This window comes from Haloarcula sp. H-hyl6, from assembly GCF_056934455.1.
In genome coordinates this window covers 344,809-368,063 of sequence record NZ_JBRIIK010000001.1, presented here as the reverse complement: position 1 = coordinate 368,063, position 23,255 = coordinate 344,809, and the positions used below count along the sequence as shown (strand labels likewise).

The 23,255-nt window shown below is 68.0% G+C and carries 26 protein-coding genes; 18 read left to right on the top strand and 8 right to left on the bottom strand.

Annotated features, from left to right (window positions below):
* Window positions 1–102: 102 nt before the first annotated feature.
* Window positions 103–987 (top strand): extracellular solute-binding protein, encoded by an 885-nt coding sequence (locus tag Hhyl6_RS01810; protein ID WP_483737511.1) that lies wholly within the window; start codon window positions 103–105, stop codon window positions 985–987.
* Window positions 962–1,762 carry a molybdate ABC transporter permease subunit gene (locus Hhyl6_RS01805; protein WP_483737510.1) on the top strand — a complete coding sequence of 267 codons (801 nt, stop codon included), beginning with the start codon at window positions 962–964 and terminating at the stop codon, window positions 1,760–1,762. The genes Hhyl6_RS01810 and Hhyl6_RS01805 overlap by 26 nt, the downstream gene beginning before the upstream one ends.
* Here the strand turns inward: Hhyl6_RS01805 and Hhyl6_RS01800 are convergent.
* The 4 genes from Hhyl6_RS01800 to Hhyl6_RS01785 are packed head-to-tail and all read right to left on the bottom strand — an operon-like array spanning window position 1,759 to window position 4,442.
* Window positions 1,759–2,592 (bottom strand): molybdopterin synthase, encoded by an 834-nt coding sequence (locus Hhyl6_RS01800; RefSeq protein WP_483737509.1) that lies wholly within the window; start codon window positions 2,590–2,592, stop codon window positions 1,759–1,761. The two genes, Hhyl6_RS01805 and Hhyl6_RS01800, sit on opposite strands and share 4 nt — an antisense overlap.
* A gap of 25 nt (window positions 2,593–2,617) precedes the next feature.
* Window positions 2,618–3,115, bottom strand: a complete 498-nt coding sequence (gene moaC / locus Hhyl6_RS01795; RefSeq protein ID WP_483737508.1) for a cyclic pyranopterin monophosphate synthase MoaC — start codon at window positions 3,113–3,115, stop codon at window positions 2,618–2,620.
* Window positions 3,116–3,164: 49 nt separating this feature from the next.
* Window positions 3,165–3,743 (bottom strand): MogA/MoaB family molybdenum cofactor biosynthesis protein, encoded by a 579-nt coding sequence (locus Hhyl6_RS01790; RefSeq protein WP_483737507.1) that lies wholly within the window; start codon window positions 3,741–3,743, stop codon window positions 3,165–3,167.
* Window positions 3,744–3,782: 39 nt separating this feature from the next.
* Window positions 3,783–4,442, bottom strand: a complete 660-nt coding sequence (locus Hhyl6_RS01785; protein ID WP_483737506.1) for a helix-turn-helix domain-containing protein — start codon at window positions 4,440–4,442, stop codon at window positions 3,783–3,785.
* A 175-nt stretch (window positions 4,443–4,617) separates the two neighbouring features.
* Here Hhyl6_RS01785 and Hhyl6_RS01780 point away from each other — a divergent pair, with 175 nt between their 5' ends.
* From Hhyl6_RS01780 to Hhyl6_RS01730, 11 genes are read left to right on the top strand one after another with little or no spacing between them, the layout of a single operon-like run.
* Window positions 4,618–5,205 carry a hypothetical protein gene (locus tag Hhyl6_RS01780; protein WP_483737505.1) on the top strand — a complete coding sequence of 196 codons (588 nt, stop codon included), beginning with the start codon at window positions 4,618–4,620 and terminating at the stop codon, window positions 5,203–5,205.
* Window positions 5,206–5,207: 2 nt separating this feature from the next.
* Window positions 5,208–5,852: a QcrA and Rieske domain-containing protein gene (locus Hhyl6_RS01775; RefSeq protein ID WP_483737504.1), complete on the top strand. Its 645-nt coding sequence runs from the start codon at window positions 5,208–5,210 to the stop codon at window positions 5,850–5,852.
* Window positions 5,853–7,265: a cytochrome b gene (locus Hhyl6_RS01770; RefSeq protein WP_483737503.1), complete on the top strand. Its 1,413-nt coding sequence runs from the start codon at window positions 5,853–5,855 to the stop codon at window positions 7,263–7,265.
* The gene (locus Hhyl6_RS01765; RefSeq protein WP_483737502.1) at window positions 7,258–7,440 is read left to right on the top strand and encodes a DUF8120 family protein; all 183 of its coding nucleotides are present in this window, start codon (window positions 7,258–7,260) and stop codon (window positions 7,438–7,440) included. Before Hhyl6_RS01770 ends, Hhyl6_RS01765 begins: the two co-directional genes overlap by 8 nt.
* The gene (gene narG / locus Hhyl6_RS01760) at window positions 7,433–10,351 is read left to right on the top strand and encodes a nitrate reductase subunit alpha (protein WP_483737501.1); all 2,919 of its coding nucleotides are present in this window, start codon (window positions 7,433–7,435) and stop codon (window positions 10,349–10,351) included. Before Hhyl6_RS01765 ends, narG begins: the two co-directional genes overlap by 8 nt.
* Window positions 10,344–11,420 carry a nitrate reductase subunit beta gene (gene narH / locus Hhyl6_RS01755; protein WP_483737500.1) on the top strand — a complete coding sequence of 359 codons (1,077 nt, stop codon included), beginning with the start codon at window positions 10,344–10,346 and terminating at the stop codon, window positions 11,418–11,420. Before narG ends, narH begins: the two co-directional genes overlap by 8 nt.
* 53 nt (window positions 11,421–11,473) lie before the next feature.
* Entirely contained in the window at window positions 11,474–12,319 is an 846-nt protein-coding gene (locus tag Hhyl6_RS01750; RefSeq protein ID WP_483737499.1) for an ethylbenzene dehydrogenase-related protein, read from the top strand.
* Window positions 12,319–12,996 carry a molecular chaperone TorD family protein gene (locus Hhyl6_RS01745; protein WP_483737498.1) on the top strand — a complete coding sequence of 226 codons (678 nt, stop codon included), beginning with the start codon at window positions 12,319–12,321 and terminating at the stop codon, window positions 12,994–12,996. Before Hhyl6_RS01750 ends, Hhyl6_RS01745 begins: the two co-directional genes overlap by 1 nt.
* Window positions 12,993–13,826 carry a DUF8068 family protein gene (locus tag Hhyl6_RS01740; protein ID WP_483737497.1) on the top strand — a complete coding sequence of 278 codons (834 nt, stop codon included), beginning with the start codon at window positions 12,993–12,995 and terminating at the stop codon, window positions 13,824–13,826. Before Hhyl6_RS01745 ends, Hhyl6_RS01740 begins: the two co-directional genes overlap by 4 nt.
* Entirely contained in the window at window positions 13,823–14,698 is an 876-nt protein-coding gene (locus Hhyl6_RS01735) for a HEAT repeat domain-containing protein (RefSeq protein WP_483737496.1), read from the top strand. The genes Hhyl6_RS01740 and Hhyl6_RS01735 overlap by 4 nt, the downstream gene beginning before the upstream one ends.
* A 16-nt stretch (window positions 14,699–14,714) precedes the next feature.
* Complete coding sequence (locus Hhyl6_RS01730) at window positions 14,715–15,956, top strand: P-loop NTPase (protein ID WP_483737495.1); 1,242 nt, start codon at window positions 14,715–14,717, stop codon at window positions 15,954–15,956.
* Between the two features lie 25 nt (window positions 15,957–15,981).
* Here Hhyl6_RS01730 and pyrI read toward each other — a convergent pair whose 3' ends face one another.
* Both pyrI and pyrB read right to left on the bottom strand, forming a co-directional pair.
* Window positions 15,982–16,449 carry an aspartate carbamoyltransferase regulatory subunit gene (pyrI, locus tag Hhyl6_RS01725; protein ID WP_483737494.1) on the bottom strand — a complete coding sequence of 156 codons (468 nt, stop codon included), beginning with the start codon at window positions 16,447–16,449 and terminating at the stop codon, window positions 15,982–15,984.
* Window positions 16,446–17,363 carry an aspartate carbamoyltransferase gene (gene pyrB / locus Hhyl6_RS01720; RefSeq protein WP_483737493.1) on the bottom strand — a complete coding sequence of 306 codons (918 nt, stop codon included), beginning with the start codon at window positions 17,361–17,363 and terminating at the stop codon, window positions 16,446–16,448. The genes pyrI and pyrB overlap by 4 nt, the downstream gene beginning before the upstream one ends.
* An 87-nt stretch (window positions 17,364–17,450) precedes the next feature.
* Between pyrB and Hhyl6_RS01715 the strand changes: the two genes are divergently transcribed.
* The 3 genes from Hhyl6_RS01715 (at window position 17,451) to Hhyl6_RS01705 (ending at window position 19,010) form a co-directional block, all read left to right on the top strand.
* Window positions 17,451–18,080, top strand: a complete 630-nt coding sequence (locus Hhyl6_RS01715) for a MinD/ParA family ATP-binding protein (RefSeq protein ID WP_483737492.1) — start codon at window positions 17,451–17,453, stop codon at window positions 18,078–18,080.
* Between the two features lie 29 nt (window positions 18,081–18,109).
* The gene (locus Hhyl6_RS01710) at window positions 18,110–18,739 is read left to right on the top strand and encodes an RAD55 family ATPase (protein ID WP_483737491.1); all 630 of its coding nucleotides are present in this window, start codon (window positions 18,110–18,112) and stop codon (window positions 18,737–18,739) included.
* Window positions 18,740–18,869: 130 nt separating this feature from the next.
* Window positions 18,870–19,010: a rubrerythrin-like domain-containing protein gene (locus Hhyl6_RS01705; protein ID WP_483737490.1), complete on the top strand. Its 141-nt coding sequence runs from the start codon at window positions 18,870–18,872 to the stop codon at window positions 19,008–19,010.
* A gap of 45 nt (window positions 19,011–19,055) precedes the next feature.
* Here Hhyl6_RS01705 and Hhyl6_RS01700 read toward each other — a convergent pair whose 3' ends face one another.
* Complete coding sequence (locus Hhyl6_RS01700) at window positions 19,056–20,024, bottom strand: FKBP-type peptidyl-prolyl cis-trans isomerase (RefSeq protein WP_483737489.1); 969 nt, start codon at window positions 20,022–20,024, stop codon at window positions 19,056–19,058.
* Window positions 20,025–20,074: 50 nt separating this feature from the next.
* Window positions 20,075–21,109, bottom strand: a complete 1,035-nt coding sequence (locus tag Hhyl6_RS01695; RefSeq protein WP_483737488.1) for a threonine ammonia-lyase — start codon at window positions 21,107–21,109, stop codon at window positions 20,075–20,077.
* Between the two features lie 140 nt (window positions 21,110–21,249).
* Here Hhyl6_RS01695 and cyaB point away from each other — a divergent pair, with 140 nt between their 5' ends.
* Both cyaB and Hhyl6_RS01685 read left to right on the top strand, forming a co-directional pair.
* Window positions 21,250–21,795: a class IV adenylate cyclase gene (gene cyaB, locus Hhyl6_RS01690; RefSeq protein ID WP_483737487.1), complete on the top strand. Its 546-nt coding sequence runs from the start codon at window positions 21,250–21,252 to the stop codon at window positions 21,793–21,795.
* A 60-nt stretch (window positions 21,796–21,855) separates the two neighbouring features.
* Window positions 21,856–23,058 carry a methionine adenosyltransferase gene (locus Hhyl6_RS01685; protein ID WP_483737486.1) on the top strand — a complete coding sequence of 401 codons (1,203 nt, stop codon included), beginning with the start codon at window positions 21,856–21,858 and terminating at the stop codon, window positions 23,056–23,058.
* Window positions 23,059–23,255: the final 197 nt, after the last annotated feature.

Below are 23,255 nucleotides of genomic sequence, written 5' to 3'. Positions count from 1 at the left end.
CTAGTTATATCAATAGATTATAAAACTGCCGTCGGATAAATCACCGCCAATTGTTGGTGTCCACCCGAACAGGCAAGTGGGCGAACGCTAAACCAGCGAACGATGACCCTCTGGCGTCGCCGACGCTTCCTCCGCGTCTCCGGGAGCGCCGCCGCCACCGCGCTGGCCGGATGCGGGGCCGTCGGGCGGACGCGCGTGCGAACGCTCGTCGCCGGGAGTCTGCAAGCCGCGGCGAGCGGGACGTTACAGCGGGCGACGGGACCGGAACTCGCCGTCGAGGCACACGGCTCTGTCCACGCGGCCCGGCTGGTCGCCGACGGCAAGCGCGACCCGCACGTCCTCGCGCTGGCGGACCCGGCGCTGTTCGAGCGACTCCTGACCGCGCCGTGGTACGCCGTCGTGGCGAGCAACGAACTCGTCGTGGCGTACAACCCCGACACGACCGGCGGCCGCCGGGTCGCCGCGGCCGAGACGTGGACTGCGCCGCTGACGAGAGACGACGTCTCGCTGGGCCGGACAGACCCGGACCTCGACCCCCTCGGCTACCGGACGCTCTTCGCGCTGGAACTGGCGGCCCGTCGACGCGACGACCCCACACTCGCGGAGCGGGTGGTGTCGGCGGACCAACGCTACCCCGAGACCCAACTCCTGGCGCAGTTCGAGACGGGCGGCGTCGACGCCGCCGTCGTCTACCGGAGCATGGCCGTCGAGCGAGACTACCCGTTTCGAGAACTGCCACCCGCGGTCAACCTCGGCCACCCGGCCTACGCCGACACCTACGCGACCGTCCAGTACGAACTCCCCGCCGGCACCGTCGCCCGGGGCGCTCCGATAGAGTACGCCGCCACGTGCCGGGCCGACGGCGACGCGACGAGTCGAGTGTTCGAGACGCTCCTCGCGGGCGACTGGCTGAGCGAACACGGCTTTGTCGTCCGCGAGCAGTATCCCCGCATGGAGGGCGATGTCCCGAACGGCGTCGGAGGCTGAGGCGGCGACTCGGGGCGAGTCAGTAGCGCTGCGCCCCCTCGTCCCCGTCCTCGGCGCCGTGCTGTTGCTGTACTTCGTCGTTCCCGTCGCCGTCCTCGTGGTGACGTACTCGCCGACGGCGCTCGCGGACCTCACCGCCGGCTACGTCGTCGACGCGGCGACTACCTCCCTGCTCGCGGCGCTTTCGAGCACCTCGCTCGCGTTCGTCTTCGGCCTCCCGCTGGCCTACTGGCTCTCGCGCAGCGACCACGTGCTCGCGACGGTGGCGCTCGGCGTGGTCGTCCTCCCACTCGTGCTGCCCCCGGTGGTCAGCGGGATGCTCCTGCTCACCGTGGTCGGCCCGGAGGGACTGGGCGGTCTGACCGACCTCCGCCTGACCCGGTCGCTGTTCGGCGTCGTCGCGGCCCAGACGTTCGTCGCCGCGCCGTTCTTCGTCGTCACGGTGAAGGCGGCGTTCGACGGCGTCGACAGCCACTTCGAGGAGGCCGCCCGCTCGCTGGGTCGCAGTTGGCCCGAGACGATGCGGTCGGTGACGATTCCGCTCGCCAAGCCCGGCATCCTCGCGGGCCTCGTCCTCACCTTCGCCCGGGCGATGGGCGAGTTCGGCGCGACGATGATGCTCGCGTACTACCCCCGGACGCTCCCGGTCCAGATTTGGACGTCGTTCATCTCCCGAGGGCTGGACGCGGCGCTGCCGGTGGCCGTCGTCCTCCTGAGCGTCGCGCTGGGCACCCTGCTCGTGGTCCATGGCCTGCGGGCGACGCCGTGGCGCTAACTGTCCCGCTCGTGCGCCCAGAACTCGTCGTCCACGGTCACTTCCTTCTTGAACAGCGGTACCTCCTCCTTGAGGCGGTTGATGCCGTCCTCGACGGTGCGGAAGGCCTCGCCGCGGTGGCCCGCGAGAATCACCACGAAGACGATGTCCTCGCCGGCGTCGACCACTCCGGTCTTGTGGTGGAGGCGAACCGCGTGGACGCCGTCGCGGGCTTCGAGGTCGGCCCGTAACTCGGCCATCCGCTCGGCCGCCACTTCGTCGTACCGCTCGAACTCGAGATACTCTGTCGGGCGGTCGTCGGGACTCTCCTTCGCACGGACGCGGCCCGTGAACGTGGCGATAGCGCCGGCGCGGTCCTCGTCGGGCGAGCGCTTGACCTCCTCGACGAGCGTTTCGAGCGTGACGTACGGGTCGCGTTCGTGGAGGGCGTCGAGGACGCCATCCACGTCGGCGCTCTCGCCGCTCTCAACGCGGTTGACGACCGGGTCAGCCGCCTCACGGTCGCCGAGGACGACTTTCGGAATCGACGCGTCGCTGTACCCCTCTACGAAGGCGTAGTCGTAGTCCGGTGCGAGGGCGTCGAGCGTCTCCGTCAGCGTCCGTGACTCGCCGGTGGCGAACCACTCGCCGTCGTCGGTCAGCGCCACCGTCTCGCCCGCGCCCGCCGTCCGGTGGCGGCGTGTGTCCTTGCCGGCCGTGTCCACGTCCGGCGAGTGCGTGCAGTGCTTGACCGTGGCGACTCGCCCGGAGTCGGCACAGCGCTCGACCAACCGCTCGACGAGCGTCGTCTTCCCCGTGTCCGAGTGTCCCGAGATACCGAGGACGTACATGGCTCCACGTTGTGAGGGCGGGTACCTATGTGTTTCCGCTGCTGTCGCTCCCGCGTTCGACCGACTTCTCGACGACGCGCACGTCGTCGATGGCGGCCGTCGGGTACTCGCCGTCCGCGTCTTTTTCGTTGGCCTTCACCATGTCCCAGACGACGTTGAGCCCCGTGGTCACGCCCTCCAGCGCCTCCATCTCACAGCCGGTCTTGCCCACCGTCTCGACGGCGACGGTGAGTTCCACCGCCTCGTCGCCTACCTCGAACCCCGTCTCTACGTTCGTGATGGGAATCTGGTGACACATGGGAATCGTCTCCCACGTGTGCTTGACGGCCTGAACCGCGCCGATGCGGGCCGTCGTCAGTACGTCGCCCTTCTCCACTTCGTCGGCGGCGATGGCGTCTAGGGTGTCCGCGGAGAGTCGAATCTCACCGCGGGCGACCGCACGGCGTCGGCTGTCGGCCTTCTCGCCGACGTCGACCATCTGTGCGTCCCCGTCCTCGTCGACGTGCGTGAACTCCTCGGTCATGCCAGAGGGTAACGGCACGGCCTTCAAAACCGTGCGGGTCCGGGTCGGGTCAGCGCCGGACGAGTCCGAGGAGGTGACCCACAGCGGGTGCGAGTAACTCCTCGCTCCCCATCCGGGCGGCGTTCTCGCTCCCCGGCAGACAGAAGACGAGACGGTCGTCCACGACGCCGGCCGTCGCCCGCGAGGCCATCGCCATCGCCCCGACTTCCTCGTACGACAGCCAGCGGAACAGTTCCCCGAACCCCGGAATATCGCGGTCGAACAGCGCACTCACGGCCGCGACGGTCACGTCGTCGTCCGTGAGGCCGGTGCCCCCCGTCGTCACCACTACGTCGGCCCCGTCGTCCAGCGCCGCGGCGACGACGTCCGCGATGGCCGCCGCGTCGTCGGCGACGAGCGACCGCGCGACGACGTCGTGACCGGCGGACTCGCACGCCGACTCGATGGCGTCGCCGCCCGGGTCGTCCTCCAGCGTCCGCGACGAGGAGACGGTCACCACCGCGATAGCGACGGTCTCTGCGTCGTGTGCGTGGTGGTCGTCGTGGTCGTGCGAGTGGTCGGTTTCGTCGCCGTGGTCGTGGTGATGGTCGTGGCCCTCCCCGCCGTGAGAGTGGTCGTCGTGGTCCATACCCGTACCACGCGGCCGCCGGCAGTAAACGGTCGGGGGTCATGCACCGAGCAGGTCGTCGAGCAGTTTCCGCTGGGCGGCGGCCAGATGTTCGGTGAACGTCGTCGTGGCGATGTCGAGGTCCGTCGCCACCTCCCCGGCGGTGGCGTCCCGCGGGTGCTCGAAGTAGCCCATCTCGTAGGCCCGTTCAAGCACTTCGTTCTGCCGGTCGGTAAGGGCGTTCCGGTCGAGTATTGCGGGGCGTCCGCCGGGGTCGCTCCCGGCGCTCTCGACCAGTCGCCGGAGGTTGATGCTGTCGCCCGTCTCTCGGAGGTCCGCAACGACGCCCCGTAGCGTCTCGATGTCCTCGACGAGGAACGTCACGACGAGCGACTCCGCGTCCGCGCTGAGACTTTGGACGACACAGCCCGCACGCTCGATGCGCTCGCAGACACACCCCTGATTCGCGGGCCGGGAGAACCGATAGACCTGTTCGTGGTCGTAGGCGAACACCTTCTCGACGTGGTCGCTCGCGTCTGCCGCCGGGGGCGGGGCGTCGTCGCTCCCCGAGAGGGTGAACTCCTCGACTACCTCGCCGTCCTCGCCGCCGATGGCGCTGCGGGACACGTCCGAGACCGTCCACTCGTTGTCGGCGTTGGGAGCGACGGAACACGACCGCGGAGCGAACACCTCGACTTCGGCGAGCACGCGGTCGGCCATGGGGGACAGTTCGCTCGATACACATGTTATAGCTGGCCCCGAATATGTTCGCTCTTTAAGTCGCGTAATAAAGCACCTAAGATGTCTGGCTGGTGGTTGAGGGAGGTGGTCGCTGAAAGCCCGAACACGCGCGCCGCCCGTTCGGCCCGACGCCGGACGGGCGTGGACCGCAACCATGAGACGCAACACGATACTCATCGGCCTGCTGATTGCGGCGGTACTGCTCCCGATGTGGTACGTCGCGATACACGGCGAGCCACCGTCCGAGGAGATAGCTATCGACGAGAGCGTCACCGAACAGCGTCCCCTCGAAGGGTTCGTCGACACGCCCAACAAACTCTCGCCCAGTCAGGTGGGCGTCATCGTCTGGGTGGCCCTGTTCGCCCTCGTCGGCGTGTTGGCGGCCGTCCACCAGTTCATGAACAGGGCCGTCCGGCCGCCGGAACACGCCGACGCGGCCACCGACGGCGGGACGGCCCGCGCCGGGAGCGTCTCGCTCCCGTGGCTCGACACCGAGACGCGCTGGGTCGTGGAGTACCACGACGCGTCGGACGCCATTGAGGGCCTCGTGGCGATGGGCGGCCTGACGGTGCTGGCCATCGTCTTCGCGACGCTGTTCACGGGCGAGTACCTCACGCTGGCCCGCACTCAGTACTTCGGCCTGTACGCGACGGGGATGTTCCTCTCGCTGGCGCTCTCGACTGTCGCCTACTACGCGTGGTTCATGCCGCACATCGAAGTCGCAGAAATCAGGGGGCACTGACCATGGACTACCCGAAACCGGACGACGAGAGTGACGACGACTGTTCGTGTAGCGACTCCCCGAACGTATCACCCACCCTGTACGGGGACGCTCGGGCGGAACTGCGACGGCGGGACTTCGCGAAGTTCCTCGCAACCGTCGGCGGATTGACCGCCGTCGCAAGCCTCACGGCACCGCTGGCGAGCACTACGAAGGTTTTCGAGCGGAGCTACGAAGGCCCCGTCTACTCGGACGGCGTGTTCCTCGTCGACGGCGAAGGCGAGCGCATCCGCGAGAACAGACTCTCCGAAGGCGAGCGGATGACCGTCTTCCCCGAGCCACGGCCCGGCATCGAGGACGCGCCGACGCTACTCGTGCGCCACCCCGAGTCCGAGTACGGCGGCGGCATCGAGATGGGGTTCACCGTCAGCGGCTACGCCGCGTTCTCGAAGGTGTGTACCCACGCCGGGTGCATGGTCGCCAACGAGGACGGGAACCTGCTCGTCTGCCCGTGTCACTACGGGAAGTTCGACCCGCTCCGGGGTGCCGCGGTGACCGACGGCCCGCCGGGACGGCCGCTCCCGCAACTGCCCATCACCGTCACGAGCGACGGCTACCTCGTCGCGACGGGCGACTTCGAGGGCCCAGTCGGCCCGGGAGGCGACTGAATGTCCCGCGCGAAACGGCTCTACGACTGGTTCGACACGCGACTCGACGTCGAGAACGCCCAGACGTTCCTCGGGAAGGCGTTCCCGGCCGAGGATTCGTTCCTGCTCGGGGAGGTGGCACTGTTCTGTTTCCTCCTGCTGGTCCTCTCGGGCGTCTTCCTCGGGTTCTTCTTCGAACCCTCCACCTCCGACGTGGAGTACGACGGCAGCGTCCAGAAGTTCCAAGGGGAGGAGATGCCCGAGGCGTTCGTCTCGGTGCTGCACATCACCTACGACGTCCCCTTCGGGATGTTCATCCGCCGCCTCCACCACTGGGCGGCCCACCTGTTCGTCGCCTCCATCGGGTTGCACATGTTGCGGGTGTTCTTCACCGGGGCCTACCGAAACCCGCGGGAACCCAACTGGATAGTCGGGACGGGACTGGCGGCGCTAGCGATGGGGGCGGCGTACACGGGGTACGCGCTCCCGTTCGACGAGTTCGCCGCCACCGCGACCAGCATCGGCTACAACCTCACCATCTCGGTGCCGGTGGTCGGGGACTTCTTCGGGCAGGTGATATTCGGCGGCGAGTTCCCGAGTAGCGCGACAATCCCGCGCCTGTACTTCCTGCACGTGCTGGTCATCCCCGCGGCCATCGCCGTCGGTCTGGCCGTCCACATGGCCATCCTGATACGCCAGAAACACACCGAGGCCCCGCGGGACGACGACCTGACGATGGGCGGGGAGACGGTGGACAAGGACGACGACAGCGTCATCGTCGGCCTACCCGCCTTCCCGAACCAGGCCGCCGTCTCCGCCGTCGTCTTCTTCCTGACGGCGGCGACGCTGTCGGCGCTCGCTGGCCTGCTCCCGGTCCACAACATCGCCCACTACGGCCCGAACGACCCGGCGAGCACGCCGGAACTCATCATGCCCGACTGGTTCCTGATGTGGGTGTACGGGTTCCTGAAACTGCTCCCGACGTGGGCGAGTTTCACCGTCGGGCCCGTCCACGTCAGCGGCGAGTTCATCGGCGGCATCGTCCTGCCCGGACTGGTGTTCGCCGTCCTCGCCGTCTGGCCGTTCATCGACCGGACGCCGGAACCCACCCACTTCACCGCCGACCCGCTTCGGCGGCCGTGGCAGACCGGTGTCGGCGTCGCCGCCGTCGCCTTCGTCATGATAGCCTCCATCGCGGGCATGAACAACATCCTCGCCGACCAAGTGCTGGGGACGACCACCGGCGTCGTCAACCCCGTCTTGCAGGCCGCGCTGTTGCTGGTCCCGCCGCTGTTCGGCGGCCTGACGTACCTCCTGCTCCGGGACGACGACGGGGAGTCACCGGCCGACGAGCAAGGCGAGGGCGTCGCCACCGACGGCGGCCCGTCCGACGACCCGCCCGCAGAGACCGATAGAGGTGACTCCGATGACTGACCTCGCGACCCTCTCAGCCCGCCAGTATCGCCTGCTGGACGCGACAAGCAAACTGCTCGGCGTCGCACTCGTCGCCGGCGGACTGGAGGCCGGCGGGTCGACTCCGACCGGTCTCGCCCTCGCTCTCGCCGGCGTCGCCTGTGCGACTTCGACCGTATTCCTGACCCATGAGTAGACACGACCCCACCGACGACGCGACGGACAGTTCCGGAATCAGTAGACGCGACTTCGTGCGCGGCCTCGGTGCCGCCTCGCTGCTGGGGGCGACCGGCCTCTCCTTCGCCGACGACGGCATGCAGGGACTGGAGGCCGTCGACGACCCCATCGGCAACTACCCCTACCGCGACTGGGAGGACTTCTACCGCGAGGAGTGGGACTGGGACTCCATCGCTCGGTCGACCCACAGCGTCAACTGCACCGGGTCCTGCTCGTGGAACGTCTTCGTCAAGGACGGACAGGTCTGGCGCGAGGAGCAGGCCGGCGACTACCCGACCTTCGACGAGAGCCTGCCAGACCCGAACCCGCGTGGCTGTCAGAAGGGGGCCTGCTACACCGACTACGTCAACGCGGACCAGCGCGTCCTGCACCCCCTGCGCCGCACCGGCGAACGCGGCGAGGGCCAGTGGGAACGCATCAGTTGGGACGAGGCGCTGACCGAGATAGCCGACCACGTCATCGACGAGGTGCAGGCCGGCCGGTACGACGCCATCTCCGGGTTCACGCCGATTCCGGCGATGTCGCCGGTGAGTTTCGCCTCCGGCAGTCGCCTCGTCAACCTGCTCGGCGGCGTCTCCCACTCCTTCTACGACTGGTACTCCGACCTGCCGCCGGGCCAACCTATCACGTGGGGCACACAGACGGACAACGCCGAGTCCGCCGACTGGCACAACGCCGACTACATCATCGCGTGGGGGTCGAACATCAACGTCACGCGCATCCCCGACGCGAAGTACTTCCTCGACGCGGGCTACGACGGCACCAAACGCGTCGGTATCTTCACCGACTACTCCCAGACAGCCATCCACACCGACGAGTGGCTCTCGCCCCACGGCGGGAGCGACACCGCCCTCGCGCTGGGGATGGCTCAGGCCATCGTCGACGAAGGGCTGTACGACGAGGCCCATCTGAAGGAGCAGACCGACATGCCCCTGCTCGTCCGCGAGGACACCGGGAAGTTCCTGCGGGCCAGCGATGTCGGCCTCGCCGGGGACGCCGACGACCCCGAGAAGGTGTTCGTGATGGTCGACGCCGACGGCACCCTGCGTCGGGCGCCGGGGTCGTTGGGCGAACGCGACGGCCAGCACGACCCCTCGGCGAGCATCGAACTCGACTTCGACCCGCGACTCTCGGTCGAACGGACCGTCTCCACGGCCGACGGCGAAGTGCGGGTCCGCTCGGTCTGGGAGAACCTGCGGGACGAACTCGCCCAGTACACGCCCGAGTTCGTCCACGAGGAGACCGGCGTCGGCCGGTCGACGTACCAGCGGGTCGCCCGCGAGTTCGCCGAGGCCGACGCCGCCAAGATAATCCACGGCAAGGGCGTCAACGACTGGTACCACAACGACCTCGGCAACCGCGCCATCCAGTTGCTCGTGACGCTGACGGGCAACCTCGGCGAACCGGGCACCGGACTGGACCACTACGTCGGTCAGGAGAAGATATGGACGTTCCACGGCTGGAAGGTCCTCTCGTTCCCGACGGGGAGCGTCCGCGGCGTGCCGACGACGCTGTGGACCTACTACCACGCGGGGATTCTGGAGAACACCGACCCCGACACCGCCGAGAAGATACAGCAGTCCATCGACGAGGGGTGGATGCCGCTGTACCCCTCGGAACGCGACGACGGCAGTCGGCCCGACCCCTCGACGATGTTCGTCTGGCGGGGCAACTACTTCAATCAGGCCAAGGGCAACGTCGCCGTCGAGGAGCAGTTGTGGCCCAAACTCGACCTCGTCGTCGACGTCAACTTCCGGATGGACTCGACGGCGATGTACTCGGACATCGTCCTCCCGGCCGCGAGCCACTACGAGAAGTACGACCTGAACATGACGGACATGCACACCTACGTGCACCCGTTCACGCCCGCCGTCGAACCGCTGGGCGAGGCCAAGACCGACTGGGAGATATTCCGCCTGCTCGCTCAGAAGATACAGGAGCGCGCCAGAGAACGCGGCGTCGACCCGGTCGAGGACCGCAAGTTCGACCGCACCATCGACCTCACCACCATCTACGACGACTACGTCCGCGACTGGGAGACCGGCGAGGAGGGTGCCCTAGAGGAGGGCCGTGCGGCCTCCGAGTTCATCCTCGAACACTCCGAGGAGTCCAACCCCAGCGACAGCGACGAGCAGATTACCTTCGCCGACACCGAGGAACAGCCCCAGCGGTTGCTCGCCGCCGGCGACCACTGGACCTCCGACATCGAGGACGGCGAGGCGTACGTCCCGTGGCAGAGCTACGTCCGCGACAAGGAACCGTGGCCCACCTTCACCGGTCGCCAGCAGTACTACGTGGACCACGACTGGTTCCTCGAACTCGGCGAGGAACTACCGACCCACAAGCAGGGACCGGAGAACACCGGCGGTGACTACCCGCTGTCGTACAACACGCCCCACGGCCGGTGGTCCATCCACTCGACGTGGCGCGACAGCGAGAAGATGCTCCGCCTCCAGCGGGGCGAACCCGTCGTCTATCTCAACCCCGACGACGCCGAGGAACGGGGCATCGAGGACGGCGACACCGTCGAGGTGTTCAACGACCTCGGGAGCGTGGAGGTGCAGGCCAAAATCTACCCGTCCGGCGAACCCGGGACGGCCCGGCAGTACTTCGCCTGGGAGAAGTTCCAGTACCCGGACGACGACAACTTCAACACGCTCGTCCCGATGTACATGAAGCCGACCCAGTTGGTGCAGTACCCGGAAGACACGGGCGAGCACCTGCACTTCTTCCCGAACTACTGGGGACCGACCGGCGTCAACAGCGACGTGAACGTGGACGTCCGACTGGCCGACGGGCAGTCGGGCTCGGGAGACGAGCAGCGCGAGTCTGCCGGTGTGCGCCCAGCGGGAGGTGACTCCGATGAGTAGTCAGAACGACCAGCAGACTGGCAGCGAGGACACGCACGTCAACGTCGCCGACGGCGTCGACCATCAGGTCGCGATGGTGATGGACCTCAACAAGTGCATCGGCTGTCAGACCTGCACCATCGCCTGTAAGTCCCTCTGGACGGAGGGCGGCGGCCGCGAGTACATGTACTGGAACAACGTCGAGACCAAACCCGGCGAGGGGTACCCCCGTGGCTGGGAGGACTCCGGCGGCGGGTGGGAGTCCGGCGAGCACAAGGAACGGAAGACCGGCGAGATTCCCTCCGAGGAGGACTACGGCCGCCCGTGGGAGTTCAACCACTCCGAAATCATGTACGAGGGGAGCGACGAACCCCTGCGCCCACGCGAGGGCGCGGAGTGGGGCCCCAACTGGGACGAGGACCGGGGGGCCGGGGAGTACCCCAACAGCTACTACTTCTACCTCCCGCGCATCTGCAACCACTGTACGCACCCCTCGTGTGTCGAGGCCTGTCCGCGCTCGGCCATCTACAAACGGGCCGAGGACGGCATCGTACTGGTCGACCAAGACAGATGTCGGGGTTACCGCTACTGCGTCGAGGGGTGTCCCTACAAGAAGGTGTACTACAACACCGTCTCGAAGAACTCCGAGAAGTGCATCTTCTGTTACCCCCGGTTGGAGGGCGAGGGGCCGGACGGCGAGACGTACGCGCCGGCCTGTGCCGAGGAGTGCCCGCCCCAACTTCGACTGGTCGGCTTCCTCGACGACGAGGCGGGCCCCATCTACAAACTCGTCGAGGAGTACGAGGTGGCCCTGCCGCTGCATCCGGAGTTCCAGACTCAGCCGAACGTCTACTACATCCCGCCCTACGCGCCGCCACAGCACACCGACGAGGGTGAGACGGTCGACGTCGAGCGCATCCCCCGCCAGTACCTCGAAGAGCTGTTCGGCGAGCGCGTCCACGACGCGCTGGACACCATCGAACGGGAGCGCCAGCGCGTCCGGCAGGGCGGCGAGAGCGAACTGATGGAACTGCTCCAGCACAAGAACCCCGCGAAACAGTACCGATTGGAGGTGTTCGACGATGCGTAACGACGTGACGCAGCGTCGAGCTCGGCAGAGCTTCGCTCTGGAGGTGTTCGACGATGCCTGACACCACCACCAGACGACGGCGAACCCTGCTCGCGGCGGCCGTCGTCGCCGTCCTCGTCACCCTCTCGGCGGTGGCGGCGCCGCTGGCCAGCGCACGACCAGCACACGAGATACCGGTCGCACCGGCCACCGGGGACCTCGACAGTCCGACGGGCGACGGCTGGGAGGACGTGCCCGCGGCGACGGTGGCGCTGGCGAGTGCGCCGAGTAGCGTCCCCAACGCCGACCAGACGAGCGTCGAACGCGTCCACGTGCAGGCGGCCCGCGGCGACGGACGACTGTACCTTCGGCTCCAGTGGCGGGACGCGACCCGCGACGTGGCGGCCAACGAGACGCGGCGCTTCGCGGACTCCGTCGCCGTCCAGTTCCCGGTCAACACCAGTTCCCGCCCGCCGATAGCGATGGGCGGGCCGGACAACCGCGTCAACGTCTGGTACTGGAGCGGTGCGACCGGGACGGAGGAACTGCTGGCCGGCGGGGCAGGCTCTACGACCCAGTTCCAGAACCCGACCGTGAACGCGAGCGGCGTCCACCGCGGGAGCGGGGAGAACGCGACGTGGACGGTCGTCTACAGCCGTGACGTGGACGCGCCCGGCGCGAACCGGACCACCATCGTCGACGACGGCGACGTGGACGTGGCCTTCGCCGTCTGGAACGGCTCCAACAGCGAGCGGGCCGGTCGGAAGGCCGTCAGCGAGTGGCACTACTTCCCCTTCGGTCCGGGGCCAGAGGGGCCACCCTACGAGACGCTGCTGTGGGCCGTCGCCGGCATCGCCATCGTCGGCGTCGTCGCGGTGACGGCGTTCGGCGTCCACCGCGCCAGAGGGGGGATGCGTTGATGGCCGCCGCGAGCGAGGGCGTCGACGACGTCGACCCCGACGCGGCCGCCCGCGGGACGGTCTACCGAGTGTTGGCACAGGCGTTCCGGTACCCCGACGAGGAGTTCCACGCCGCGGCAGCCGAGGGGTCGCTGGATGCGGACGTGCGAGCGTGTATCGACCGGACCCCGCTGGAGGTGACCGTGCCCGAACTTGCCACCGACGACGACTACGAGACGCTCGCGGCCCGGTACAACGACGTCTTCGAACTCGGGTACAGCGAGTACACCGACCGGACCGACGGGTCGCTGGACGCCGAGGGACCGCCGGTCCCGCTGTACGAGTCCAAGTACCGGCCCGACCAGTCGTGGAACGACGTGAACCTCGACTTGGCTCGCGCGTACCGCCACTACGGCCTCGAAATCGACCAGAGTGAGCGGGACAACCACGACGCGCTGGCTTACGAACTGGAGTTCGCGGGCTACCTCTGCCGGCGGGAAGCGGCCGTCGAGAGCGACGCCGCGATAGCCCGCCTGGACTTCCACGACCGGCATCTGGGCCACGCCGCCGCCGGCGTCGCCGAACGGCTGGCGGACGAACCGGGAACCGACGTGTACGGGGCCCTCGGCGACTTGCTGGAGGGGTTCGTCCGGGCCGACAGGAACGACCTCGCGGACCGACTGGAGGGCCAGCGATGAGCACTCGAACGGCGCTCCGTTCGGTCCTGCCGGCGGTGGCCGGCCTCGACCACCGCCGGACCGCCCTCGCGCTGACCGCGCTCGCGGCCGCGGCGCTCGCCGGACGGTTCCTCGCGGCGCTCACCGTCAACGTCCCGACTGCGCCCGCGACGGCACCCGTCGGCGTCCTCACGCCCACTGCGACGGCGCTGGCCGGGCTGGCCGCACTCGTGGTCGGTCTCACCGAGCGCACCCCCGTCGCCGGCGTCGGCCTCCTGTTCGTCGGCGTGTTCGGCCTGCTCTCGCTCCTCTCTCCGGCGGCCGCCACGCCCGCCGCCGTCGCCGTGGTGGCCGGCACCGCCGTCCTCGGCGTCGCCCACCGCGACCAGTTAAACGCCGGGACGGGCGCGGTCGCAGGGTTGTTGGTTCTCGCCCTCGCCGTCGGCCTCGCGAGCGGTATCGGCGGCGTCGCCTCGCTCCGTCCGCTCGCGTCGACGCTCGCGCTGGCCGGTATCGGCGTCACTCCCGTCGTCGCGGCGACGGACTCCGCCTCGCTCGTCCGCGGGTGTCTCGCGTTCGGCGCTGTCGTCGCCGTCGGTCTCTCGATGCCGTTCGTCGCCGGTGCGGTGACGCTCGTCGGGACGGGTGCCGTCGGCACCTCCTTGCCCGTCGTCGCTCTCGCGGCCGGTGGCGCAGTCACGACGGCCAGCGCGGCCGGACGGGAGAGACGCTGGCCGCTACTGGCCGCCATCGCGCTGTTGGCCTTCGCCGGCGTTCCAGTGACGCTTGCCCGAGCGGTCCCCTTCGCCCTCGGCGTCGCGGCGCTGGTCTCGCTGGAGGTGGCGCGATGAGCGACGACTGTGGCTGTGGCGACGGTGGCTGTGGCGACGAGGAGTTCGAGAAACACCTCCGGGAGGACCCGGACCCGCAACTCGACCCCGGGCGAAGTCCGGGGATGCACACCGACATCGACGCGCTGGAAGACATCGAGGTGAGTCGCGAGGACGTGACCATCGGCGAGGCCACGCCGGAGGAACTGGCGGCCGCCGACACGGAACCGGTCGAGGGTTCGGACGCCGCCGACCTGCTCGCGGACCTCTCTGACGGGAGCCACGTCGACCGGCGACGTGCCGCCCTCGCGTTGCAGGACGTCCCGACCGAGGACGCGGTGGTCGCCGGTCTCGCACAGGCGGCGACCGCCGACGAGGACAGCGACGTGCGGCAGTTCGCCGTCGAGGCGCTGACCGCCCACGGCGACGAACGGGCCGCGGCCGTCGCCGTCGAACTACTGGACGACCCGGACCCGTGGGTCCGCGCGGAGGCAGTCGTCGCCCTCGACAACCTCGCTCGCGAGGCCCACGAGGACGACGTCGCCGAGACGCTCGCCGACGACGACCACCACGCGGTCCGCCGGAACGCGGCCATCTCGCTGTTCAAACTCCGCGGGGAGGCGATGGCCGACACGCTACTGGACCTGAGCCGCGACGAAAGCGAACGCCTCCGCGAGTGGGCGGCCCACATGCTCGCCGGTGTGGACAGCGAGACCGCCCGCGAGCGACTCCGAGAACTGACCGAGGACCCGGCGACCGTCGTGCGGCAGACCGCCGAACGCTCGCTGGAGGCCGACCCCGGTCGCTTCCGCCGCCAGTTCGGCGGTGCGTTGGAGGCAGACGCTCGCCTCCTCCCCGGCGAGGACCGCCTGAACAGGATGCCCGACCTATGACTCCCACCCCACGACCATGACCGAGAACGCCCGAACGACCCTGACCGACCGCGTCGAGGCACAGTTACGCAAGGTTCGCGACCCGAAGGCCGACCTCTCCGTCTTCGAGGCGGGGTTCGTCGAGAACGTCGTCGCCGAGGACGGCGAGGTGACCGTCGAGACAGACCTCACCTCGCTCGACGGCGACACCAGCAGTCAGGTGGTAGAGGCCATGTTACGGGCCGTCGACGACGTCGACGGCGTCGAGAGCGTCCACATCGAGAGCGCGACGCCGTCCAGCGACGACCGGTCGAGCGTCGCGTCGTTCGACCACGTAATCGCCGTCGCCAGCGCGAAGGGCGGCGTCGGGAAGTCCACGACCGCTACGCACCTCGCGTGTGCGCTGGCGGCCGACCACGACGTGGCCCTGTTCGACGCCGACATCCACGGCCCGAACGTGCCGGGACTGCTGGACATCTCCGGCCCGGTCCACTCCAGTGAGGAGGGCGACCCCCTGCCGATTCGGACCGACGGGATGGACGTGATGAGCGTCGGCCTGATGGAGGACGGCGCACCGCTGGCGTGGCGTGGCGCGATGGCCCACGACGCGCTGGACGACCTCTTTACCAACACCGCGTGGCGCAACGACGACGTATTGGTCGTCGACCTCCCGCCGGGAACCGGCGACATCGTACTGACGACTCTGCAGGAGGTGCCCGTAGACGGCGTGGTCGTCGTGACGACGCCGTTCCACGCCAGCGTCAGCGACACCAGTCGGACCGTCGAACTGTTCCGGGACAACGGCGTGCCCGTCCTCGGAACGGTCGTCAACATGGCCGAGTACGTCTGTGACTGCTGTGGCGAACCGAACGACCTCTTCGAGGACGACGCCCTCGGTGACCTCGACGCGCCCGTGCTGGCGGAACTCCCGTTCACCCACGAGTTGCAGGGCACGCCCGCGCCCGGCGCGGTGCCCGAGGCGATGGTGGCCCTCGGCGACGCCGTTTCCGAGGCCGCCGAGACGGCCGGAGAAGTCGAGGTGCCGGACCACGCCGTCGACATCCGCGGCCTGTCGCCCGAGGAGCGCAAAGACCGGGTCCGAGACGCGTTCACGTCACTCGACGGTGGCGAGGAGTTCGTCCTCGTGAGCGACCGGGACCCGACCCCGGTGGGCCCCTTCCTCGGTCGTCTCGCCGAGGCCCCGCGCGAAGCCTTCGACCCGTTCGAGGTGCGACGGGCGACGCCGGACGACTGGGTGCTCGAGACCGTGAAGCCCTGAGAACGGCGCGGGACGGCTAAGAGCCTCAGTCCGCGAGGATGTGCGCCGGCAGGTCGTCGCGGATGATGGTGTCGCAGTACTCACAGCGGACGCCGTCGTCGACGACGGCGAACCGGGAGTCGACGGGTTCGTCCTCGGTCGTGATGCAGTTGTGGTTCGGACACTCCAAGACGCCCACGACCACGGAGGGACGCTCGACGCGGTGTTTCTCGACCACTTCGTAGTCCCGGACGATGTTGATGGAGGCGGCGGGTGCGATGAGCGAGAGCACGTCGACTTCGTCCTGTGAGAGCTCTCGGCCCTCGACTTTCACGATGTCCTTCTTGCCCAAGCGGTCGGAGGGCACGTTCATCGCCACGGAGACGGAGTCTCCGGTGGTCCCGTCGATACCGAGGATGGCGAGGACGTTCAGCGCCTGTCCGCCGGTGATGTGGTCGATGACGGTGCCGTTGCGAATCTTCGAGACGCGGAGTTGTTGTTCGTCTTCGCTCATTGTGAGTCCCCCCCGAGCATCAGGTCCAGCAACGCCATCCGCACCGGGACGCCGTTGTGCGCTTGCTGGAAGTACTCGGCGTGGTCGGTGTCGTCGACATCGTGGGCGATTTCGTCCACCCGCGGGAGCGGATGCATCACCGTCAGGTCGTCCTTCGCAGTCTCCAGCGTGTCGCTGTCTATCTGGTACTGGCCGGCGACTTCGCGGTACTCGCTCTCGTCGGGGAACCGCTCGCGCTGGATGCGCGTGACGTAGAGCACGTCCAGTTCTGGCAGAATCTCGTCTAAGTCCGTGTGCTCTCTGACCTCTGCGCCCTCCTGATGCAGGTCGTAGCGGACCGAGCGGGGAAGCTTCAGGGACTCGGGGCTGACGAAGTGCTGGCGCGCGTCGACGTTGGTCAGCGCGTGGGCCAGCGAGTGGACGGTGCGGCCGTACTTCAGGTCGCCCATGATGCCGATGGTCAGGTCCTCGAACCCGGCGTTCTCCCGGATGGTGTAGAGGTCCAGCAGGGTCTGCGTCGGATGCTGACCGGCCCCGTCGCCGGCGTTCACGAGTGGTACGTCGACGAACTCGCTGGCCATCTTCGCCGACCCCTCCATCGGGTGCCGGAGCACGAGTGCGTCGGCGTACCCCTCGACGACGCGAACGGTGTCGGCCAGCGACTCCCCCTTCTTGACGCTGGACGATTCGACCGACCCCATGTCGACGATGTCGCCACCGAGGCGCTTCATCGCCGTCGTGAAACTCATCTTCGTCCGCGTGCTCGGCTCGAAGAAGAGCATCCCCAGCAAGGTGTCGGCGTGCCGGTCCGCGTAGGCACCCGGGTCCTCCGCGATGGCGGCCGCGTGGTCGAGGACCTCCTCGATGTCGGCCCGCGAAAGCTGTTTCGCGCTGATGATGTGGTCGTGCCGCATCTTACTCGGTACCGCGCCCCCGACGCTCTTGAATCTCCCGACACGGGGAGGCGAAGGTTCAAATCCGGAGACCGGACCACACCCGGCATGCTCGCTATCGCCGGCGGGAAAGGTGGCTGTGGAAAGACGACGACGGCGCTGGGCCTCGCCCGCGCGTTCGCCACGCTCGGTTCCCGACCGCTCGTCGTGGACGCCGACCTCGACATGCCAGACCTCCACCACCGGGCCGAGACTGACAGAACGGGCGGCGTGACTGCCGTCGCCCAGGGACGACGACCGTCCGCCGTCGCACAGCGCTCGCCGCGATTCGCCGGCGTCGACGTCCTCACCTGTCGCGGCGCAGACCCGCCGACCGCCGCCTCGGCGTTCGCTCGCCTCACCCGGTGTGACCGGCCGGTCTTCCTCGACTGCCCGGCGGGGGCCGGCCCCGACGCCGTCGCGCCGCTCCGCGCCGCCGACCGGACTGTACTCGTCTCGACGCCGGACCCGCGGAGCCTCCGAGACGGTGCCAAGACGGCGGCGATGGCCCGCCACCTCGACGCCCCGCCTGCGAGCGTGGTCCTCGTCGGGAGCGACGGCACGGCGGACCCGTCGCCCCTCGTCGAGTGTCAGCGGGTCGTTCACCTGCCCGAACTGCCGAAACCTCCACTCGAAACCGAGGAATCGGCGTCTCGGCACCTGAAGTGTGCGAAAACCCTTACCAAGCGGAATATTTAATCGGGTGGCTATGCTTGTCTCAAAGAGGCATGGTGAACCGGCTGCGAACGGGCATCGACGTCCTCGACAGGAAACTCGACGGGGGGATTCCAGCGGGGAGTATCGTCGCGCTCACCGCCCAGCCGGCCAGCCAAGCGGAGCTGTTCCTCTACGAACTCACCGCCACGCGCGGGACGCTGTGGCTCTCGCTCGACCGGACCGCCCAGTCCGTGGTCGCCAGCATTGAGCAGACGCCGGCCAACACCGGCGACCCGACGGTCCGGCACATCTCCGGGGAGGCACCGCTGGACAACGCGGGCAAACTCGTCTCGGCGCTCCCGGAGACGTCGAACCTCATCGTGGACCCGCTGGACGTCCTCGAAGCCCAAGAGCCCCACTCACGATTCCGCGCGTTCATGAACGACCTGCAGAACCACATCGTCAACACCGGCAGTCTGGCCATCCTCCACTGTCTGGACGGCCGGGACGTTCCGCCGCTCCGGGACACCACCGAGCACTTCGCCGACGTGGTGTTCCAACTCGAGACGAAGACCAACACAGACGAGGTGGAGAACCGACTGGCCATCCCGAAGTTCCGGGGCGGCCGCGCGCCCAACGACGTCATCAAACTGGACCTCGTCGAGGAGGTCAGCATCGACACGAGCCGGGACATCGCTTGAGGACGGCCATACAGAGACTCCCGCTCGGACGACTCGCGTTCTCGCCGACCGGTGCCCGCAGCGCTTCGCTTCCGACACCCTGATAGTTCATTGCCAACTCTTAACATACGCCGGGTGTTAAATAGGCTACATGAGTGGTCGAGACCCGCTCGCCAAGGAGCAAAAACAGTTCGAGTGCGAGAGCTGTTCGTTCCGGACGACTGCGCCCAGCCGGGGCCTCAGCTGTCCGAAGTGTGGCGGCCGAATGACCGATAGGGCAATCCCCCGCTAAGCGTCGCTACAGGGGTCGAAAGAACGGAGAAAGTAGGCGGTCGAGTTACTCTTCGGCGCCTTCTATCTCGTCGACGATTTCCTCGGCGTCGACGTCGGCGTCTTCGAGGGCTTCCTCGATGTCGGCACCGCCAGCGCCGCCCATACCGCCCATCATGCCGCCCATACCCATGCCCATGCCGCCGCCGAGTTCTTCCTGGACGATGATTCGGTCGACGTCCAGAAGCTGGGTGAGCTGCTGGGCAATCTGCTGTTTGCCCATCATCCACTGCTGGTTCATGGTCAGCTGGGGCGTGGCCTCGATGTAGAGCGTCTCCTTCTCGACCTCGACGGTCTCGTACTCGGGTTCGCTCTCCTCGTCCTCGTCCTCGTCTTCGTCGTCGGACTCGACGAGTTGCTCCTCCTCGACGGTGTCCGTCTCGAACCAGAGGTCGAGCTTCATGTCGAGCATCATCTCGATGATGCCCTGCGCCTTCTCCTCGCGGTCGGTGACTTCCGCGACGATTTCGTAGTCGTACTCGACGTCGTCACCGGCCAGCGGGTGGTTGAAGTCGACGCGGGCGCGGCCGCCGATGATGGTCTCGACGTGGCCGTGCTCGCCGTCGACGTCGACGTGCGCGCCGGGGTAGCGGTCGTCCTCCGGAATCTTGTCCTTCGAGACGGTGCGGACCTGACTCTCGTCGTACTCGCCGAAGGCGTCGGCGGCGGCGATGCTGACGCTCCCCTCGTCGCCGACCTCCTTGCCGTAGATGTCTTCCTCGACGTCGGGGAAGATGTGGTTCTCGCCGAGGACGATGGTGCGGGGACCGAACTCCTGCTGTTCGGTGTCGATGCCCTCGTCTTCGGCGACCTCTTCGTCCGTCGTGTCCACGAGTTGCCCGTCCTCGACGGTGCGAGCGGTGTAGGCGAGTTTGATGACGTCGCCCTCCTGCAGGCCGCTCTCGGTCTCGTCTTCGGCCGTCTCTTCTTCGACTTCTTCCGCTACGTCTTCGGTGTCGGCCTCGTCGTTGCTCATACCGTTTCGTCAGCCGTGGCACTCTTAAGAACAACGTTTCCCGTCGGCGCTCACGCGGAGTAATCGCTCTCTTCGAGCATCCGGTCGAGTTTCCGACGGTCGATGTTGCGGCCGGAGACGGGAATGACGACGGTTTCGCCGGCGATTTCCTCGCGTGCGTCGAGCGCGGCGGCGACGGCAGTCGCACACGCGCCTTCCATGACGATGCGTTCGTGCTCGAACAGGCGGGCCACGCCGTCGCGGATGGCGTCCTCGCTCACGAGTCGGAAGTCCGCGAGTCGGTCGCCGAGGAGCCCCATCGTGAGCGCGAACGGGACCCGCGTCGCCACACCCTCGGCCGTCGTCTCCATCCGGTCGTGGGGTTCGAGCGTCCCGTCGCTCCACGCGCGGTGCATCGCCGGGGCGGCCTCGGACTGGACGCCGACGACGTCGGCGTCGGTCAGTTCGCCGACGGTGAGACAGTAGCCAGCGGCGGATGTGCCCCCGCCCACGGGACAGAACACGCGGTCCACGTCGGGCAGTTCGTCGACGACTTCCAGCCCCGCGGTGCCGACGCCCGCGACCAGTTTCGGTTCGTTGCCGGAGTGGACGTACCGGGCGCCTCGTTCGACGGCCAACTGCTCGATGCGTTCGCGGGCGGCGTCGTAGTCGGGGCCGTGTCTGATGACCTCCGCGCCGAGGCGCTCCATCGCGGCCACCTTCCCAGCGTTGGCCTCCGCGGGCACGCCGATGGTGACGGGAACGCCGAACTCGCGGCCGGCCCACGCTATGGACTGACCGTGGTTGCCCGAACTCGCGGTGATGAGGCCCGCGTCGCGGAACTCGTCGGAGAGCGAGGAGACGAGGTTCACGCCGCCACGGACCTTGAACGCGCCGGTGGGGAGCGTGTCTTCCCGCTTGAGGTAGACCTCCGCGTCGAGGTCGGCCGACAGCGTCTCGCTCCTGACGAGCGGCGTCGTCGGGAGGTGCTGTCGAACGACCTTCCGCGCGCGGACCACGTCGGCCGTCGTCGGCGGCGTCAGGTCGTGATACGGGAAGACGGTCGTCTCGTCGGGGGACTCGACGGGGTCGTATCGACCGTCCATACACCTACCGGGTGGTCGGGGACACTAAAACTCGCGGTCCGCGGTAGCCGGTGATTACCGAGGACTGTCGGCGGGGGGCTACCGACCGGCCGCGACGCGGGATGCAATTGCTTTTGGCCGTCCCACCGAACGACACAGCCATGTACGAAGTCGAAGTCAAGGTCGCCGCCGACCTCGCGGCCGTCGCCGACCGATTGGACGAACTGGGTGCCGAACGGACGGGGGCCGTCGTGCAAGTCGACACCTACTACGACGCACCGCACCGGGACTTCGCCGAGACGGACGAGGCGCTCCGCGTCCGACGGGAGACGAGCGACGGAGAGACCACGACTCGAATCACCTACAAGGGACCGTTGGTCGAGGCCGAGTCCAAGACCCGCGAGGAGGTCGAGACGGGCGTCCACGACGGGGAGAAGGCCGACGCCATCTTCACGCAGTTGGGGTTCGAACCCGCCGCGACCGTGCGGAAGGACCGCCGCTTCTACCGCTACGACGGCTACACCGTCACGTTGGACGACGTCGAGGACGTCGGCGAGTTCGTGGAGGTCGAGACGGAGACGGACGAGAGCGGCGTCGAGGCGGCCCGCGAAGGGGCCTTCGACGTCCTCCGTGACCTCGACCTCGACCCGAACGACCAGACCCGCACGTCGTACCTCGGCTTGCTCCTCGCTGATGCAGAGCAGTAATCTTTCTTCGCCGAGCGGTTCCCGTAAGTTATAGAAGCAGGCGCGGCGAAGGTCGGAGCAATGACAGACCGGAACATCCACGTCCAGCCAGAGAGCGGGCTGGCCGTCGAGGACCAGAACGTCGAAATCGTCGAGCGAAAGGGCATCGGCCATCCCGACTCCATCTGTGACGGGGTCGCGGAGAGCGTCTCCCGGGCGCTGGCACAGGCGTACCTCGACCGCGTGGGCAAAGTCCTCCACTACAACACCGACGAGAGCCAACTCGTCGCCGGCACGGCCGCTCCGGCCTACGGCGGCGGCGAAGTGCTCGAACCCATCTACCTCCTCATCGTCGGCCGCGCGACCAAGGAGTACGAGGGCCAGCGCATCCCCGCCGAGAGCATCGCGCTCCGGGCCGCCCGCGAGTACCTCGCCGACCACTTCCCGCACCTCGACCTCGGTTCGGACATCATCGTCGACGTAGAACTGGGCGAGGGGTCCGGCGACCTCCAGACCGTCTTCGGCGAGGAAGGGACCGTCCCGATGGCCAACGACACGAGCTACGGCGTCGGCCACGCGCCCCTCTCGGAGACGGAGGAAATCGTCTACAACACCGAGCGGAAACTCACCGGCGAGTACGCCGCGGACAACCCCGTCGTTGGACAGGACGTGAAGGTGATGGGCAAGCGCGAGGGCGACCACATCGACGTCACCGTCGCCGTGGCGATGGTCGACGAGTACGTCTCGGACCTGTTGGCGTACAAGGAGGCCGTCGAGGACGTCCGCGAGTACGTCGAGACGTTGGCGACGGAGTACACGGACCGCGACGTGACCGTCCACGTCAACACCGCCGACGACTACGACGAGGAGTCCATCTACCTCACGACGACCGGGACCAGCGCCGAACAGGGCGACGACGGCTCCGTCGGCCGCGGCAACCGCGCCAACGGCCTCATCACCCCGAACCGCCCGATGAGCATGGAGGCCACCTCCGGGAAGAACCCGGTCAATCACATCGGGAAGATATACAACCTCCTCTCGACGGAGATAGCCGAGTCCGTCGTAGACGAGGTGGACGGCATTCGACAGCTCCAGCTCCGCCTCCTCTCGCAAATCGGGTCACCCATCGACCAGCCCCACGTCGCGGACGCCATGCTCGTCACCGAGGAGGACGTCGCAATCGGCGACATCGAAGACGACGTCCGCGAGGCGGTCGACGCGGAACTGGCGAGCGTCACCGACGTGACTCGACAGGTCATCGAAGGCGACGTCTCGACGTTCTGAACGGGTCGGTTAGCTGACCGTACCGACCGACTCGGCGGCCTTTCTACCCGTCTGCGACGACGCCACGGACGCGAGAGACGTGATGGCGGCACGGTACTTCTGGTCGTGTACGGCGGTCCAACTGAGGACTGCGTGTGTCGTGTGAACGCATAACTAACCCGCCGCGACGCCGATACGTACGGGCGGGACACCCGCCG